General features: G+C 61.3%; 13 protein-coding genes and 3 pseudogenes. 7 read left to right on the plus strand and 9 right to left on the minus strand.

Annotation, left to right across the window (positions count from 1 at the left end; translation table 11 throughout):
• The first annotated feature begins 7 nt into the window (after positions 1 to 7).
• Together MF410_RS02610 and sbmA are read left to right on the plus strand one after the other, a co-directional pair.
• Positions 8 to 1191: pseudogene (locus MF410_RS02610) on the plus strand (YbfB/YjiJ family MFS transporter).
• Positions 1192 to 1225: 34 nt separating this feature from the next.
• On the plus strand, positions 1226 to 2581 hold the full coding sequence (gene sbmA / locus MF410_RS02615) for a peptide antibiotic transporter SbmA (protein WP_275593021.1): 1356 nt from the start codon (positions 1226 to 1228) through the stop codon (positions 2579 to 2581).
• A 221-nt stretch (positions 2582 to 2802) separates the two neighbouring features.
• Here sbmA and MF410_RS02620 read toward each other — a convergent pair whose 3' ends face one another.
• Positions 2803 to 3792: a polysaccharide deacetylase gene (locus tag MF410_RS02620; protein ID WP_131711386.1), complete on the minus strand. Its 990-nt coding sequence runs from the start codon at positions 3790 to 3792 to the stop codon at positions 2803 to 2805.
• Positions 3793 to 3914: 122 nt separating this feature from the next.
• Between MF410_RS02620 and MF410_RS02625 the strand changes: the two are divergent.
• The 4 genes and pseudogenes from MF410_RS02625 to MF410_RS02640 all read left to right on the plus strand — a co-directional run.
• A pseudogene (locus tag MF410_RS02625) lies at positions 3915 to 4500 on the plus strand (NnrU family protein).
• 102 nt (positions 4501 to 4602) lie between these two features.
• A complete protein-coding gene (locus MF410_RS02630; protein WP_097626590.1) occupies positions 4603 to 5286 on the plus strand; it encodes a tetratricopeptide repeat protein in 684 nt (227 codons plus the stop codon).
• 16 nt (positions 5287 to 5302) lie between these two features.
• Positions 5303 to 6724, plus strand: coding sequence for a ribosome biogenesis GTPase Der (gene der / locus MF410_RS02635; RefSeq protein WP_097626592.1), 1422 nt, complete (start codon positions 5303 to 5305; stop codon positions 6722 to 6724).
• Between the two features lie 293 nt (positions 6725 to 7017).
• Positions 7018 to 7146 (plus strand): annotated as a pseudogene (locus MF410_RS02640) (lipase); the annotation flags it as partial.
• A 5-nt stretch (positions 7147 to 7151) separates the two neighbouring features.
• Here the strand turns inward: MF410_RS02640 and MF410_RS02645 are convergent.
• Both MF410_RS02645 and MF410_RS02650 read right to left on the minus strand, forming a co-directional pair.
• On the minus strand, positions 7152 to 8333 hold the full coding sequence (locus MF410_RS02645; protein ID WP_097626594.1) for a glycosyltransferase family 1 protein: 1182 nt from the start codon (positions 8331 to 8333) through the stop codon (positions 7152 to 7154).
• Between the two features lie 239 nt (positions 8334 to 8572).
• A complete protein-coding gene (locus MF410_RS02650) occupies positions 8573 to 9613 on the minus strand; it encodes a glutamine synthetase beta-grasp domain-containing protein (protein ID WP_088936412.1) in 1041 nt (346 codons plus the stop codon).
• 429 nt (positions 9614 to 10042) lie between these two features.
• Between MF410_RS02650 and gstI the strand changes: the two genes are divergently transcribed.
• On the plus strand, positions 10043 to 10234 hold the full coding sequence (gene gstI / locus MF410_RS02655; RefSeq protein WP_097626596.1) for a glutamine synthetase translation inhibitor GstI: 192 nt from the start codon (positions 10043 to 10045) through the stop codon (positions 10232 to 10234).
• A gap of 84 nt (positions 10235 to 10318) precedes the next feature.
• Here gstI and MF410_RS02660 read toward each other — a convergent pair whose 3' ends face one another.
• The 6 genes from MF410_RS02660 to MF410_RS02685 all read right to left on the minus strand — a co-directional run bounded on the left by MF410_RS02660 (position 10319) and on the right by MF410_RS02685 (position 15683).
• On the minus strand, positions 10319 to 11239 hold the full coding sequence (locus tag MF410_RS02660; protein WP_097626598.1) for a sugar kinase: 921 nt from the start codon (positions 11237 to 11239) through the stop codon (positions 10319 to 10321).
• 140 nt (positions 11240 to 11379) lie between these two features.
• Entirely contained in the window at positions 11380 to 11721 is a 342-nt protein-coding gene (locus MF410_RS02665; protein ID WP_097626600.1) for a hypothetical protein, read from the minus strand.
• 111 nt (positions 11722 to 11832) lie between these two features.
• Positions 11833 to 12843 carry an oligopeptide/dipeptide ABC transporter ATP-binding protein gene (locus tag MF410_RS02670; protein ID WP_097626602.1) on the minus strand — a complete coding sequence of 337 codons (1011 nt, stop codon included), beginning with the start codon at positions 12841 to 12843 and terminating at the stop codon, positions 11833 to 11835.
• Positions 12836 to 13843 carry an ABC transporter ATP-binding protein gene (locus MF410_RS02675; protein ID WP_097626604.1) on the minus strand — a complete coding sequence of 336 codons (1008 nt, stop codon included), beginning with the start codon at positions 13841 to 13843 and terminating at the stop codon, positions 12836 to 12838. Before MF410_RS02675 ends, MF410_RS02670 begins: the two co-directional genes overlap by 8 nt.
• A gap of 2 nt (positions 13844 to 13845) precedes the next feature.
• On the minus strand, positions 13846 to 14763 hold the full coding sequence (locus MF410_RS02680) for an ABC transporter permease subunit (protein ID WP_097626606.1): 918 nt from the start codon (positions 14761 to 14763) through the stop codon (positions 13846 to 13848).
• The gene (locus MF410_RS02685; RefSeq protein ID WP_071087984.1) at positions 14760 to 15683 is read right to left on the minus strand and encodes an ABC transporter permease subunit; all 924 of its coding nucleotides are present in this window, start codon (positions 15681 to 15683) and stop codon (positions 14760 to 14762) included. The genes MF410_RS02680 and MF410_RS02685 overlap by 4 nt, the downstream gene beginning before the upstream one ends.
• Positions 15684 to 15685: the final 2 nt, after the last annotated feature.

The raw sequence follows: 15685 nt of genomic DNA on the forward strand, positions 1-15685 counted from the left end.
GCGCTGCATGCTTGAGCGCATCCGTCATTCCCCGCCGAACCTTGTTTCCACTGCCGCTGCCGGCGCCGTTGCGATGGCGGCGGCCATGGGCTTCGGGCGTTTCTCCTACACGCCGATCCTGCCCGGCATGATGAGTGGCGTGCCGCTTTCGGCGGCGGATGCCGGTTTTATTGCTTCGGCGAATTTCGTCGGTTATCTCGTCGGCGCCGTGCTTGCCGCCTATGGCTGGGCGGCGGGGCGCGAACGGCTGGTGGCGCTCTCGGCACTGCTTGCGACCGCAATCCTGCTCGCCGCCATGGCCGCCACAAATTCCGTCGCAGTCTTTGCCGTCATCCGGTTCCTGGCCGGCCTCGCCAGCGCCTTTGCGATGGTCTTCACCTCATCGATCGTGCTCAGCCACGGGGCTTCCGCCGGCAACGACCATGTGCAGGCAGCGCATTTCGGCGGGCCGGGAGCGGGGATCGCGCTGTCCTCGATCATGGTGTTTCTCATCGGCCTCGGCTTTCACGGCCGCCCGGACAGCTGGCGCGCCGACTGGATCGGCGGCGCGCTCTACTGCGCGGCAAGCCTCGTCATCGTCTTCCTGCTCTTGCCGTCGGCGCCGGCGCAATCGGCGCGCACGGGCAAAGAGCCGGCCCTCGTCTGGAGCCGGCCGATGGTGCTGATCACGCTGTCCTACGGCCTGTTCGGCTTCGGCTATGTGATCACCGCGACCTTCCTCGTCACCATCGCCCGCCTGTCAGCCACGGGTGCCTTTGTCGAATTTCTCTGCTGGTTCATCGCCGGCCTGACGTCGGCGGTGGCGCTGTTTGCCTGGAAGCCGCTGGTCAGGCCGCTCGGGCTCGGGGGCGTCTATGTCGCAGCACTTCTGGTCGAAGCCGCCGGCGTGCTCGCAACCGTCATGCTGCCGCACTCTGCCGCACCGCTGATCGGCGGGGCGCTGTTCGGGGCGACCTTCCTGGCGATCACCGCTTACGGGCTGCAGATCGGCCGCAAGCTTTCCCCGAAAGCCCGCGGCGGATCCTGGCGATGATGACGGCCGCCTTCGGTGTCGGCCAGATCGTCGGGCCTGTCGTTGCCGGCTGGATCGCCGAACGCTCGGGCAGTTTCACCGTTCCGACGGTGATTGCTGCGGCGGCACTCGTTGCCTGCGCGGGACTGGTGATGCCGGTGATCAAGAAAATCGCTTAACCCGTTACATCTGCGTAACAATCGGCTAAACCCATTGCTGCTTCCTTCGAACTGCCTTAGTTTCCGGCACAATCAGTGTTCGACGACACTCCCGAGACTCACAGTTCAGGAAAGCAAAGCTCCCCGTGTTTCATTCCTTTTTCCCCAGCCGAAGGCGTTTTTTACTTCGCTCGTCATTTGGACCCTGATTTGCATCGCCGGCTGGTATCTGTTCGCCGCTCATCTCGGTGTATCGCTCGGTTATGGACCTGTTCCGGAAGACCAGCAGCCGATCGATCTTTCGTTCTTCCTGCTGCCCGAAAACCTCTGGTTCTATAGCCATTTCTTTCTTTCGGCGGTGATCTTCTGCGGCGCATGGCATCTGAAGGCGCTGCACCATCCCTGGAAGCTGTGGTCGATCTGGGGTTCGGCACTCATCATCTTCGTGACCTATTTCGGCGTCCAGATTACCGTCGTGATCAACAACTGGCGCCGGCCGTTCGGCGATCTTTTGCAGAACGCATTGTCGAAGCAGCCGGGCATTAGCGTCGATAATTTCTACGACCTGATGTGGGTCTTCTGTCAGATCGCATTTCTCAGCATGTTCGTGTCGATCATGACCGACTTCTTCACCAGCCACTACATCTTCCGCTGGCGCACGGCGATGAACAATTTCTACATGTCGAAGTGGGAAAAGCTGCGCCATATCGAGGGCGCCTCACAGCGCGTTCAGGAAGATACGATGCGTTTTGCAAGCACGCTCGAAGTGCTCGGCATCAGCCTCATCAACTCGGTGATGACGCTTGTCGTCTTCCTCCCGATCCTGCTGGCGCTCTCGCATTACGTGACCGCGCTGCCGGTCATCGGACCGGTGGCGAATTCGCTCTTCTGGCTAGCGCTCTTTTGGTCGGCTTTCGGCACCGTGCTGCTGGCGGTTGTCGGCATCAAGCTGCCGGGTCTGAACTTCCGCAATCAGCGCGTTGAAGCGGCCTATCGCAAGGAACTCGTCTACGGCGAAGACCATGCGGAAAGGGCCCAGCCACTGACGGTGCGCGAACTCTTCGACAATGTTCGTCGCAACTATTACCGGATGTATTTTCACTACATGTATTTTAACGTCGCCCGCAATTTCTACAGTCAGGCGGACGCGCTCTTCGTCATCTTCATGCTGGTGCCGACGATCGTGGCCGGCGCCATCACCTATGGCATCTTCCAGCAGATTTCGACCGCCTTCGGTCAGGTCAGCAACTCATTCCAGTATCTCGTCAACGCCTGGACGACGATTATCGAGCTACTTTCCATCCACAAACGCCTGAAGGCCTTCGAGGCGGCAATCGATGATGAGCCGTTGCCGGAGATCGATCAGCGCTATCTGGAGCGTGAAGCCGGCGCCGTACACGCGGATGGCTGATGGGTGAGATTGTCCGATGGGGAGGCAGGCGGCAACGGGAAATACCTCACCTGCCGTGTCGCCCCGTCATCCGCCCTACGGGCGCCTTCTCCCCGAGGGGAGAAGAGGGAGTCGAAATTCTGCGGCTTATCCCTTTTCCCTAGCGCGCCGAGCGCGGAGAAGGTGCCGGCAAGCGGATGACGGGGCCGCACGGCACCTCGTCTCAGTCTCGAAAAGTACTGTCACAGCCCCGACGTCTGCTGCAATCTCCCCCGCGCCTCGATCATCGGGATCGCTTCGGAATAGCTGACACAGGCGACGTCCTCTCGGTGGCAGACGTCGCCGACCAGCCGGTCGAGGGCGCGCCAGTAGGCGCCGCCGTTCATCTCGACGAAGTGGAAGCCAAGCTGGAGCGGGATGCGGTTGCCGTTGTACTGGCGGTCGAAGGCTTGGGAGAAGGCGGCATAGGCGCGGTCCTCGAATTCTTTCGAATCCGCGCTGTCTTCCTCGCCCTTGGAGTGGCGCACGAAGAGATTGTAGTCCATGCCGATGATCGGTTTTTCGCTTGGGCCTTCAGGGATCAGCGGCAGGCCGAAGCGGATAATGCCGTCCTCCTCGACAGGCATAGCCGGGCCTTTGGTGACGAGGCTCGCGTCATAGCTGAAGCCCGCCTTCTTTTCGGCGGCGATCATGTCGGCGCCCGCGGTCGCGGAGAGGTAGGGGGCGCGGAAACCCTTGATGCCATGATCGACCAGATCCCGCCAGCCGGCCGGCTCGTCCAGACCGACGCCTTTCCAGGCATTCTTCAGGGTTGTGTGGAAGGTGGCGTATTCGGCCGACCAGTCGGCCTCGCTCCATTCGCGGCCATCGAAATGGCCGCAGGCGTGGCTCGATATGTCGTGACCTTCGAGATGGGCATGCCAGATATTGCCGAGGCGTTCGCGGATTTCGTCGTCGCTCTGGGCGAAGCCGACATTGGACTTTCCGCGTCTCTGGTGCGGCGCCCGGTAGGCCTTCTTCGCCGCCTCGTTCATCAGGAAGGTGCAGGAGAGGAAATAGGTGAAATGGGCGCCGTTCTTTGCCGCCATCTCGCGGCTTTTCAGCCAGAGCGCATTGTCGTGGGCGCCGTCGAAAGAGATGATGACCAGCTGTTTCGGCCGGTCGGCCGCCTCTGCCGTGACAGGCAGAATGAAGGAGGCAGCCAGACAGGCGGAGAGGAGAGGACGAGACATGGGCACCGCGACAATTTGTTCGCGGTTTCCCTCCGATAGAATTGCGGCGAAGCTGCGGTCTCAACTGGTATTTTTTCCCGCTAGCCGCTAAGCCATGACAAACGGCACGGAAGGGATCCGCCATGGCATTGCTTATCGTCGGCATCATACTTTTCCTCGGGGTGCATCTTTTGCGGGTGGTCGCCCCCGGCTTCCGCGCCTCGATGATCGCAAGCCTTGGCGAGAAGGGCTGGCGAGCGGCTTATTCCGTCGCGAGGTCTCGCCACGCTGATCCTGTTGATCTACGGATTCGGCCAGGCCCGGCAGGTGACCGGCGTGCTTTACAATCCGCCGGTCTGGATGGCGCATATCACCATTACCTTGATGCTGATCGCGATGATCTGTCTGGTCGCCTCGCTGCTGCCGGCGGGGCACATTGCGACCAAGACCAAACATCCGATGGTGCTGTCGGTGAAGATCTGGGCGCTGGCGCATCTGCTCGCCAATGGCGAGACGTCGTCGGTGCTGCTGTTTGCAGCCTTTCTCGCCTGGGGCGTCATCCTGCGCATTTCGCTGAAACGGCGGCAGCGGGCGGGCGAGATCGTGCTCCGGCCGTTCGTGTCAGCCAAATACGATCTCTATGCGATCGTCATCGGCATCGTCGTCTGGGCGCTGATCATCTGGAAGCTGCACGAATGGCTGATCGGCGTTTCGCCGCTTGTGATGTAACGAATCTTTCATATCCCCCTTACAACTGCGGCAAAATGGGGTAGAAGGCCCGGCAATATGCATCTTGCATAGTATTGGGTATTTCCGCGGCCGGAGACGAGAATGGCATTCAACGACGACAGCTTCATCCGTGAAGTCAATGAGGAATTGCGGTCCGACCAGATGAAGGGTGTCTGGCGCCGCTTTGGCCGCTATATCATCGTCGTCGCCATCCTGATCGTCGTCGGCACCGCCGGCAAGGTTCTCTATGAATATTGGGACGATACCCGCTCCTCCGGTGCCGGCGACCAGTTCCTGGCGGCGATGAAGCTTGCCGACGAGAACAAGAACGACGAAGCGCTGGCCGCGCTCGATAAGCTGGAAAAGGAAGGCCATGGCGCCTATCCGGTGCTGGCGCGCATGCGGGCGGCGACCGTTCAGGCGCAGAAGGGCGACGCTGCCACGGCGATCGCCGCCTTCAACGAGATCGGCAAGGATAATGGCGTTCCGGCCGCCGTGCGCGATGCCGCAAAAATGCGGGCCGGCTGGCTGCTGATCGAAAACGGCTCCTACGAACAGGTTTCGGCCGCGATCGAGGAAATGGCCGTGCCGGGCAACGCCTTCCGTCATTCGGCACGCGAAGCGCTCGGCCTTGCTTCTTATAAGGCCGGCAACATGGCGCAGGCGCGGCAATGGTTCCAGTCAATCGTCGACGATACCGACAGCCCGCGCAATGTTACCAATCGCGCTCATATGATGCTTGATCTCATTACCGCATCCGGCAAGGCGCCCGCCGCGCAGGGCTGAGTTTTAAGGAAAAAGAATGAGTTTCACGGTCGCGATCGTCGGTCGTCCGAATGTCGGCAAGTCGACGCTTTTCAACCGCCTGGTGGGAAAGAAGCTGGCGCTTGTCGACGACACGCCAGGCGTGACCCGCGACCGCCGGCCGGGCGATGCGCGGCTGATGGGCCTGACCTTTACCATTATCGACACGGCCGGTCTGGAAGAGGCCGACGAAGAAAGCCTGCAGGGCCGGATGCGCGCCCAGACGGAAGCGGCAATCGACGAGGCCGATCTTTCGCTTTTCGTCGTCGATGCCAAGAACGGACTGACGCCCGTCGACACCGCGCTTGCCGAAATGCTGCGCCGGCGCGGCAAGCCGGTGGTGCTGGTCGCCAATAAATCCGAAGCGCGCGGCTCCGACAGCGGCTTCTATGACGCTTATACGCTCGGGCTCGGCGAGCCGACACCGATTTCGGCCGAACACGGCGAGGGCATGCTCGATCTGCGGGACGCGATCGTCGAGGCGATCGGCAAGGATCGCGCCTATGCCAAGGAGGATGTCGCCGTCACCAACGTCGATATTTCCGAGGCCGCGGGTGAAGGCGACGACGAGGACGAAGAGCCCGTCTATGACGACACCAAGCCGCTCCGGGTGGCGATCGTCGGCCGGCCGAATGCCGGAAAGTCGACGCTGATCAACCGTTTCCTCGGCGAGGACCGGCTTTTGACCGGGCCGGAGGCAGGCATCACCCGCGATTCCATTTCAGTCGAATGGGATTGGCGCGGCCGCACCATCAAAATGTTCGATACCGCAGGCATGCGCCGCAAGGCGCGGGTGACCGAGAAGCTGGAGAAGCTTTCCGTCGCCGACGCGCTGCGCGCCATCCGTTTTGCCGAAACCGTCGTCATCGTCTTCGACGCGACGATCCCTTTCGAGAAGCAGGATCTGCAGATCGTCGATCTCGTGCTGCGCGAAGGCCGCGCGGCCGTGCTCGCCTTCAACAAGTGGGACATGATCGAAGACCGGCAGGCAGTGCTTGCGGATCTCCGCGAAAAGACCGACCGGCTGCTGCCGCAGGCGCGCGGCATCCGCGCCGTGCCGATCTCCGGCCAAACCGGCTGGGGGCTCGACAAGCTGATGCAGTCGATCATCGACACGGACAGGGTCTGGAACAAGCGCATTTCGACGGCGAAGCTTAATCGCTGGCTGGAAACGCAGCAGATCCAGCATCCGCCACCGGCCGTGTCCGGCCGCCGGATCAAGCTGAAATACATGACGCAGGTCAAGGCCCGCCCGCCGGCCTTCATGATCTCCTGCACCCGTTCGGACGCACTGCCGGAATCCTATACGCGCTATCTGATCAACGGCTTGCGCGCCGATTTCGACATGCCGAGCGTGCCGATCCGTATTCATTTCCGTTCAGCTGAGAATCCGTTCGAAGGCAAGAAGAGACGGACATAGGGTTATTTTGGGGGCGTTGCCGGGGCCTGGGGCACCCCCCTCTGCCCTGCCGGGCATCTCCCCCACAAGGGTGGAGATCGCCGGCGGATAGTATCTCCCCGAACAATCGATGTTGGAGCGAGCGGGTACCCCAGCCGATCTCCCCACTTGTGAGGAAATGCCCGTCAAGGCAGAGGGGGCGCCTCATGCGCACCCTATGTCGGTCGTCCTGAACCTAAGCCGCGCTCTTATCCTGCGCTTCGCGCAGCGCCACGATATCGGCCTGTAGCGGGGTGAGATCCGCCGCGTCGTGGTCGCTCGCCGGCGTTCGCGTCACGTCGATGCGCTACAACGGCACGATCCACGATTTTGTGCCTTTGAACGCCATCGCCGAAATATCTGCTGCGCGCAGCGCGATTGCCGTCGGGAACGGCACGAGCAGGGGAGATCAGTCTGCGGAGGGGAGAGGCCCGGCGGTTTCGCCAGGCTTTCTGGTTCTAGGCAGCGATTTGGCAAACTGCCAGGCCTTTTTCCATTTCGGCGTAATGACGCCGTTGGCGGCGCGGATATTGTTGATGAACTGCAGCGTCGCCGCTTCCCAGGAATATTGCATGGCAAGCTCGCGCGCCTTGATGCGCGAGGCGGAGAGGGCGGCAAGGCAGGCGGCTTGCAGGTTCTGGTCGAGCGCGCCGACCTCGCTGTCTTCGCCGATGATATCGAGCGGGCCGGTGACCGGATAGGCGGCGACCGGGACACCCGATGCCAGCGCTTCAAGGATCGTGTTGCCGAACGTGTCGGTGAGCGAGGGAAAGACGAAGACATCGGCCTGGGCATAGGCTTTGGCCAGATCCTCGCCGAACTTCACACCGGTAAAGTGCACATCGGGATAGCGCTGCTCCAGTTCGGCTCGTGCCGGGCCGTCGCCGACCACTACCTTCGAACCGGGCAGGTCGAGATCGAGAAAGGCCGGCAGGTTCTTCTCCAGCGCCACGCGCCCGACTGTCATGAAGATCGGGCGCGGAAGGCCGAATGGCTGTTCCTCAAGCGGCATGGGATGGAATTGCGTGGCGTCGATACCCCGGGTCCAGGGCATCAGGTTCTTGATGCCGCGTGCCGAAAGCTCGCGAGCAAGACTCGGGGTGGCGACCATGCAGCCGGCGCCGCCATTATGGAACCAGCGCACGAAGGCATAAAGCCAGCTTTGCGGAATCGGCAGGCGGGCGGAAACATATTCGGGAAAGCGCGTGTGGTAGCTGGTGGAGAAGGGCATGCCCTTGCGCAGGCACCAGCGGCGGGCAGTCAGCCCCAGCGGCCCTTCCGTGGCGATATGCACGTAGGAGGGATTGTGTTTTTCGATCTCACGGGCGATGCGGCGGTAATTGGCGATCGACAGGCGGATCTCGGGATAAGTCGGGCACGGGATGCTGTTGAAGCGCTCCGGCGTCACCATGGAAACAGCCACGCCCATCTTGGCCAGCTCGCGATTGGTGTTCTCGATCGAGCGCACAACGCCGTTGACTTGCGGATGCCAGGCATCGGTGATGATCACCAACCGTTCGGGCAGGTTGCCGGCGGCTGTGGCATTGGCCCAGCTCTCGCTGTGATGAGTGTTTGCCGGACGTTGCAGCATGTCACGATTTCCATCCGCGTTGCATCGATATGCCAACGCTCAACCCCAAAGCGGGGTTCCGGAACGGCGATTCCCGCTTGCCTATTTTGAGGCATGACCATGATGGAAATATTACAGCCGCATGCCCGCGCTTGCAGGCCTTTCAGCGGCTCGATCCTCGCGAATATGTCAGCGGCCGATCGCGGTTTTCATGCGGAAAGAAGGACGGCGCCGGTCGTGGACCGGCGCCGTTTGGGAGGTTAAGCGGCAGCGGAAGCCGAGCTTGCAGTCGGAACTTCCGAAATCGTCTTCAGAACCTGGGAAGCGATCTGGTAGGGGCAGCCCTGCGAGTTCGGGCGGCGATCTTCCAGATAGCCCTTGTAGTCGTTCTTGACGAAGGAATGCGGGACGCGGATCGAGGCGCCACGGTCGGCAACGCCGTAGGAGAACTTGTTCCACGGAGCCGTTTCGTGCTTGCCGGTCAGGCGCTTGTCGTTGTCAGGACCGTAAACGTCGATGTGGTCCATCAGGTTCTTTTCGAACTGCGCCATCAGTGCTTCGAAATAGGCCTTGCCGCCGACTTCGCGCATGTACTTGGTCGAGAAGTTGCAATGCATGCCCGAACCGTTCCAGTCGGTGTCGCCGAGCGGTTTGCAGTGATACTCGATGTCGATGCCGTATTTTTCGGTCAGGCGCTGCAGCAGGTAGCGTGCCATCCAGATCTGGTCGGCGGCCTTCTTGGAGCCCTTGCCGAAAATCTGGAATTCCCACTGGCCCTTGGCCACTTCGGCATTGATGCCTTCGTGGTTGATGCCGGCAGCCAGGCAGAGGTCGAGATGTTCTTCGACGATTTCGCGGGCGACGTCGCCGACGTTCGAATAGCCGACGCCGGTGTAGTAGGGGCCCTGCGGAGCCGGGTAGCCCTGCTCGGGGAAGCCGAGCGGACGGCCGTTCTGGTAGAAGAAGTATTCCTGTTCGAAGCCGAACCATGCATCTTCATCGTCGAGAATGGTCGCGCGAGCGTTGCTCGGGTGCGGCGTGACGCCATCAGGCATCATGACTTCGCACATGACGAGCGCGCCGTTGGTGCGAGCCGGGTCGGGATAGATGGCGACCGGCTTCAGCACGCAATCGGAGCTGCGGCCTTCGGCCTGCATGGTCGACGAACCGTCGAAGCCCCAGAGCGGAAGCTGTTCCAGCGTCGGGAATACGTCGAATTCCTTGATCTGCGTCTTGCCACGCAGGTTCGGTACCGGAGTGTACCCATCGAGCCAAATATACTCGAGCTTATATTTTGTCATCGTGACTCTCTCAATGCTACGAAGGTGAGCAAATCCGGAGACGATCTCGGCGCGCAAGCGCACCCAACCGCCAGGGGATGCACCTTCAAAAGCACGTAGCGTGCCAGTTCGGCCGCCGGGACAAGAAAAATCGCAGGTCAGCCGGTCGGGATGAATTTTGCTTTTGCAAAAACCACCCCGTTTTGACGGCTGAAGGCCGTATCATCAGCAGGAAACTGAGTTTTCCGCTTGGAACCGGATGAAAATTTCGACGTTAGCCTGGCGTGATGAAGTGTTGAACAAATAGGCGGGCGCTTTCGCTGTAGACAGCATATCGATCAATCATAATATGGATATGCATATAATTTGTGCAATTTGCATAAACTATGTGCATCGTGTTATGGTCCTGGCGTTAAATGTCGATGCGCCGAACTGAATGGAGGCGATCTCATGCCCACCGGTTTCCATCGTGAATCCGCAACGATCTATCAGTTTCCTGTCAAGCCGCCGCGGGCCGCCAGCCGGTTCGAACGCGCCAAGCTGATGGAGCGCGAGGCCGCCGATATTTGCGACGCGGCGCTTGACAGTTGCTGGTACCATGACGAGGCGGTTCGCGAGACCGATCGGCCGACGAAGTCCTGAGGTCCTACCCATTTTAACGGGTCAGCCGAGGAGGCGGGGGAGCGCCTCGTACATGGCATTCGTACCGAATTTCTATGCGCGGGCTTAGCCGCCATCCAATCCGAGTTTTTCCTTTGCCACCAATGCGCCGTGTTCGCTGACGACACGGGCTGCGACGCCTGCGGCGAAGCGGGCGGCGGCGGTCGCATCCGCTGTTTCCAGATAGTGCGCAAGGAAGGCGCCGTTGAAGCTGTCGCCGGCACTGGTGGTATCGACCACTTGCTCGACCTTCTCGGCCGGAACGAAGCTCTCCTCGCCGGCGAAATTCAGCCTGACCCCGTCCGCGCCATTCTTGACGACGATATGGACAGCGCCCAGCGCGCGATAGCGGTGGACCGTCGCTTCAATGGAATCGTCACCGAAATGGGCGGCTTCGTCGTCGAAGCTCGGCATGATGAGGACGGAGGAGCGTGCGCCCTCGCTGATCGTCGCGTGCATGATGTCATAGCTCGACCACAGGCGGGGCCGGATGTTCGGGTCGAACACCACAAGCTTGCCGGCGGCCTTGGCGCGGCGGATTTCGGCGAGCAGCGTTGCCGCGTCCTCCTGCGGCAGGATGGCAAGGGTGATGCCGGAGAAATAGACGAGGTCAGCGCTCTCCACCGCCTCGCGCAGGCTGTCGGGATCGGCGGCCAGGCTGCGGGCGGCCGAACTGTCGCGCCAGTAGCTGAAGGAGCGTTCGCCGTTCTTCAGATTGATCATGTAAAGGCCGGGCGTTTTACCCCTGATGCGGCGGATGAGGCTTGTGCCGATGCCCGCCTTGTCGATGAAGGCCACCATTTCATCCGACATGGCGTCGTCGCCAAGCGCCGTAAAATAATCGACCGACCAGTCGGGGCCAAGGCAGGCGCGGGCATACCAGGCGGTGTTGAAAGTATCGCCGGCGAAACCTTTGCGCAGCAGGCCGTCGCCTGCCTGCGAGAGTTCCACCATGCATTCACCGATCGATAGAAACCGTCTGCTCACCTTGTCCTCCCGCACTGCTCTTAATCGCTGATACGCGGAGCCAGGCGGAGTGACAAGCGTTGATATATGGATGCCGATATCGCAGGAGGTAAAAGCCCGCCTTCGCGAACATGGCGAAGGCGGGCGGCGGCGGGGGCTGCTTATTCGTGGATGGTGTAGCTGCCCATCTGGCAAAGATCCTGCGTATCTTCGGTGGTCGCGAGGTTTGAGCCTTCCTCGAACTCGAAGCGCATATCGTATTTGCAGACGGTGCGGCCATCGGCGATGGTGATATCGATGCTTTCGCCCGGATCGAGAACGTCTTCGCCGAAGACGTCTTCCTCCCAGTCGGCGACGCCGGTCGGCGAGCTGTAGAAGCGCGTCAGGACGGAGTCGGTGCCGTTAGTGAGCTTGAACTTCAGATCTTCGGCCTGTGCCGAAATGGCGGAGGCAGCGATGATCGCAGATGCAACTGCGATCAATCCCGATAGTCTCGATTTCATATATGCGTTCCCCTAACCCATGATTGGGCGGGAAACAGTTAGCACGTGCTCAGATAAATCTTTCTTATCGGGGACTTTAGAACCCAAAATAAGTCCGCTTTTCCAAGCGCTTCATCCTGAGATTGCGTCGCCGCTCATTGGCCTGTCCATATGATAGCAGGCTGCCTTCTGGCCGGGACGGACCTCCTCGGTCGGCGGCATTTCGGTGCGACAGATATCGGTCGCCTTCCAGCAGCGCGGCGAGAAGACACAGCCTTTCGGCGGGTTGAGCGGCGAGGGCGGATCGCCCTGCAGGCGGATGCGGGTGCGCAGGCGCGCAAGCTTCGGATCCGGGATCGGTGCTGCGGAAAAGAGCGCCTGCGTATAGGGATGGGCGGGATGGTCGAAGACGGTGGCGCAGTCGCCTGCCTCTACCACTCGGCCGAGATAGAGCACCAGCACATCGTCGGAGATCAGGCGGACGACGGAAAGGTCGTGGCTGATGAAGATCAGCGTCAGGCCGAACTCCTTGCGCAGTTTACGCAGAAGCGTAATCACCTGGCCCTGGATCGAGACGTCGAGGGCCGAAACCGGCTCGTCGCAGATGATCAGCTTCGGTTTGGTGACGACGGCGCGGGCAATGCCGATGCGTTGCGCCTGGCCGCCGGAGAATTCGTGGGGATAGCGGTTGATCATCTCCGGCACCAGCCCGACGGCGGTCATGATCTCGCGGACACGTTCGGTGCGCTCGGCCTTGGAAAGCTTCGGCTCGAAAACGGTGAGCGGTTCGGCGATGATGTCTCCAACGGTCATGCGCGGGTCGAGCGAGGCGATCGGATCCTGGAATATGATCTGCATGTCGCGGCGGGCGGCACGCATTTCCTCCTCCGAGAGGTCGAGAAGATTGCGGCCCTGCCATAGGATGCGGCCCTTTTGCGATTTCAACAGCCGTAGGATGGAGCGGCCGAGCGTCGACTTGCCGCAGCCGGATTCACCGACGACGCCGAGGGTGCGGCCTTCGGCGAGATCGAAGCTGACATTGTTGACGGCGGTGAGGAAAATCGGCGGCTTGAACAAGCCCTTTGCCGGCAATTCGAACTGGGTCGTCAGGTTCTCGACCCTTAGCAGCGATCGGTCAGCCATGGTTCAGCAACTCCTCACGACGCGGGAACGGGTGGTAGCAGGCGGCGCAGTGGCGCGGTGCCAGGGTTTCGAGCGGCGGCGGACGGTCGATGCAATCGTCCTGGACCTGCGAACAGCGCGGCGAGAAATTGCAGCCTTTCGGCAGGTGCTGCAGGTTCGGCGGGCGCCCGGGGATGACGACGAGCTCGTCGACATCCTGATCCGGGCGTGGGATCGAGGCGTGCAGCGCCGCCGTATAGGGATGGGCGGGATTGTCGAAGAGCTCGTCGACGGGCGCCTCCTCGACGATGCGGCCGGCATACATGACGGCGACGCGGTCGGCGAGGCCGGCGACGACGCCGAGATCGTGGGTGATCATGATCAGGGCCGTGTTCATCTCCGCCGTCAGGTCGTTGAAGAGATCGAGGATCTGCGCCTGGATGGTGACGTCGAGCGCCGTCGTCGGCTCGTCGGCGATGAGCAGCTTCGGTTTGGTGAGCAGCGCCATGGCAATGACGATGCGCTGGCGCATGCCGCCTGAGAGTTCATGCGGATAGAGGTGAAAGCGCCGCGTCGGGTCGGGGATGCCGACGCGTTTCAGCATGTCGAGGGCAGCGTCCGATGCGGCGCGAGCCGTCAGGCCGCGGTGAACCTCAAGCTGTTCGGTCAGCTGCCGTGAAATCTTGAGCGAGGGATTCAAGGCGGTCATCGGGTCTTGGAAGACCATCGCCATGTCCTTGCCGCGGATCTGGTCGAGCTCGCGCGGTTTCAACGACAGTACATCCCTGCCTTCGAGCAGCGCCTGTCCAGTCGTTCTCCCGTTCTTGGCGAGAAGGCCCATGATGCCCAGGAAGGTCTGGCTCTTACCCGAACCGGATTCGCCGACAATGGCAACGCGTTCGCCGGGCCGGACGGTGAGGTTCATGTTCGAGACCGCCTTCACCTCTCCATCCGGCGTTTTGAAGGTGATCGAATAATTCTTGAGTTCGAGGAGGATGTCTTTTTGTGTTTCGTAGGGCATTCTTAGCGATCCTTCGGGTCGAACGCGTCGCGCAGGCCGTCGCCGATGAAGAGCAGACTGAGCAGCAGGGCCACGAGGAAGCTTGCCGGAAAGATCAGCAGCCAGGGCATGCTTTCCATGGCGTCGGTGCCCTCGGCGATCAGGGTGCCGAGCGAGGTCAGCGGTTCCTGCACGCCGAAGCCGAGATAGGACAGGAAGCTTTCGGTGGCGATGATTTCAGGCACGGTCAGCGCCGCGAAAATGACTACCGGTCCGACGAGGTTCGGAATGATGTGCTTGACGATGATCTTGAATGGCCGCTGGCCGGAGGCACGGGCCGCCTCGATGAATTCTCGATGCTTGATCGACAGTGTCTGGCCGCGCACGATGCGGGCCATGGTCAGCCACTCCAGCGCGCCGATGGCGGCAAAGAGCAGATAGACGTTGCGGCCGAAGATCACCATCAGCAGGATGACGAAGAGGATATAGGGAAGCGCATACATGATATCGACGAAGCGCATCATGATCGCGTCGAGTCTGCCGCCGATATAGCCGGATATGGCGCCGTAGAGCACGCCGATGACGACCGAGACGACGGTTGCCGTCAGCGCTACGGCCAGCGAAACGCGAGTGCCGTAGAGCACGCGGGCAAGCAGGTCGCGCCCGTTCGGGTCGGTGCCGAAATAATGGCCGGTCTCGATCGACGGCGGGATGCGGAAGGCGGCCCAGTCCGGATCCTCGTAATTGAAGGGAATGAACCAGGGGCCAAGGAAGGCGGCGAGGACCAACAGCGCCAGGACGGCGATTGACAGAACGGCCGCCTTGTTACGCCCGAGGCGGCGGAGCGCATCCCTGGTGAGCGAGCGGCCTTCAGGTGCGAGGCCTTCCGCCTCCAGAAGCTCCTCAGCAAGCAGTTCGCGTTTTGCGGGGTTGAGGATCATCGGTTTCTCACTTTCGGGTCCAGCCAGGCATAGGCGATGTCGACTAGAAGGTTCAGAAACACGATCAACACCATGTAGAAGATGACCGTACCGAGAACCATGCCGTAATCGCGGTTCAGCGCTGCGTTGACGAAATAGCGGCCGATGCCGGGCAATCCGAAGATGCTCTCGACAACCAGCGAGCCGGTGAGAAGGTAGCTTGCCGCCGGACCGAGATAGGAAACGACAGGCATGAGCGCGGGCTTCAGCGCATGGCGCATCACCGTCAGCCGCGGGCCGATGCCCTTGGCCTTGGCCGTGCGGATGAAGTTCTGGTTCATCACTTCGATCATCGAACCGCGGGTGATGCGCGAGATGCGGCCTGCATGCGGCAGGGCCAGAACGACAATCGGCAGGATCAAGTATTTGATTGAGCCGTCACCCCAACCGCCGACCGGAAACCAGGCGAGGTGGATGCCGAAGATCAATTGCAGGATGGGCGCGATCAGGAAGTTCGGCAGCACGACACCGACCAGGATAAGGGCGCCGAGAATATAGTCCGGCGTCTTATTCTGGTAGAGCGCCCCAAGGCAGCCGACGGCGATGCCGACGATGATGGCGATCAGGAACGCGGCGGTACCGATGGTGAAGGTATAGGGCAGACCGATCATGATCTGCTGGGCCACGGAAAAATCCTCGCTGGCGAAGGAGGGGCCGAGATCGCCCCGCAGCAGGTCCCCGACATAGATCAGGTACTGCTGAATCAGCGGCTTATCGAGATTGTAATGAACCGCGAGATTTTTCAGGATCACCGGCGGCAATGGCCTTTCGCCATCGAAGGGGCCGCCGGGGGCAAGGCGCAAAACGAAAAAACAGGCTGTGACGGCGATCCACAGAACCGGGATCGTCGATAGCAGGCGACGGAGGGCGTATTTGATCATGA

Origin of the sequence: Rhizobium sp. C104 (assembly GCF_022354505.1) — a bacterium.
GTDB lineage: Bacteria > Pseudomonadota > Alphaproteobacteria > Rhizobiales > Rhizobiaceae > Rhizobium > Rhizobium redzepovicii.

Excerpts from the sequence above, each read along its gene's own strand:
- der (WP_097626592.1), top strand. The coding sequence starts at position 5,303 with ATGAGTTTCACGGTCGCGATCGTCGGTCGTCCGAATGTCGGCAAGTCG.
- MF410_RS02685 (WP_071087984.1), bottom strand. The coding sequence starts at position 15,683 with ATGATCAAATACGCCCTCCGTCGCCTGCTATCGACGATCCCGGTTCTG.
- MF410_RS02620 (WP_131711386.1), bottom strand. The coding sequence starts at position 3,792 with ATGTCTCGTCCTCTCCTCTCCGCCTGTCTGGCTGCCTCCTTCATTCTG.
- MF410_RS02680 (WP_097626606.1), bottom strand. The coding sequence starts at position 14,763 with ATGATCCTCAACCCCGCAAAACGCGAACTGCTTGCTGAGGAGCTTCTG.
- MF410_RS02665 (WP_097626600.1), bottom strand. The coding sequence starts at position 11,721 with ATGAAATCGAGACTATCGGGATTGATCGCAGTTGCATCTGCGATCATC.
- MF410_RS02650 (WP_088936412.1), bottom strand. The coding sequence starts at position 9,613 with ATGACAAAATATAAGCTCGAGTATATTTGGCTCGATGGGTACACTCCG.
- MF410_RS02645 (WP_097626594.1), bottom strand. The coding sequence starts at position 8,333 with ATGCTGCAACGTCCGGCAAACACTCATCACAGCGAGAGCTGGGCCAAT.
- MF410_RS02675 (WP_097626604.1), bottom strand. The coding sequence starts at position 13,843 with ATGCCCTACGAAACACAAAAAGACATCCTCCTCGAACTCAAGAATTAT.
- gstI (WP_097626596.1), top strand. The coding sequence starts at position 10,043 with ATGCCCACCGGTTTCCATCGTGAATCCGCAACGATCTATCAGTTTCCT.
- MF410_RS02670 (WP_097626602.1), bottom strand. The coding sequence starts at position 12,843 with ATGGCTGACCGATCGCTGCTAAGGGTCGAGAACCTGACGACCCAGTTC.
- MF410_RS02630 (WP_097626590.1), top strand. The coding sequence starts at position 4,603 with ATGGCATTCAACGACGACAGCTTCATCCGTGAAGTCAATGAGGAATTG.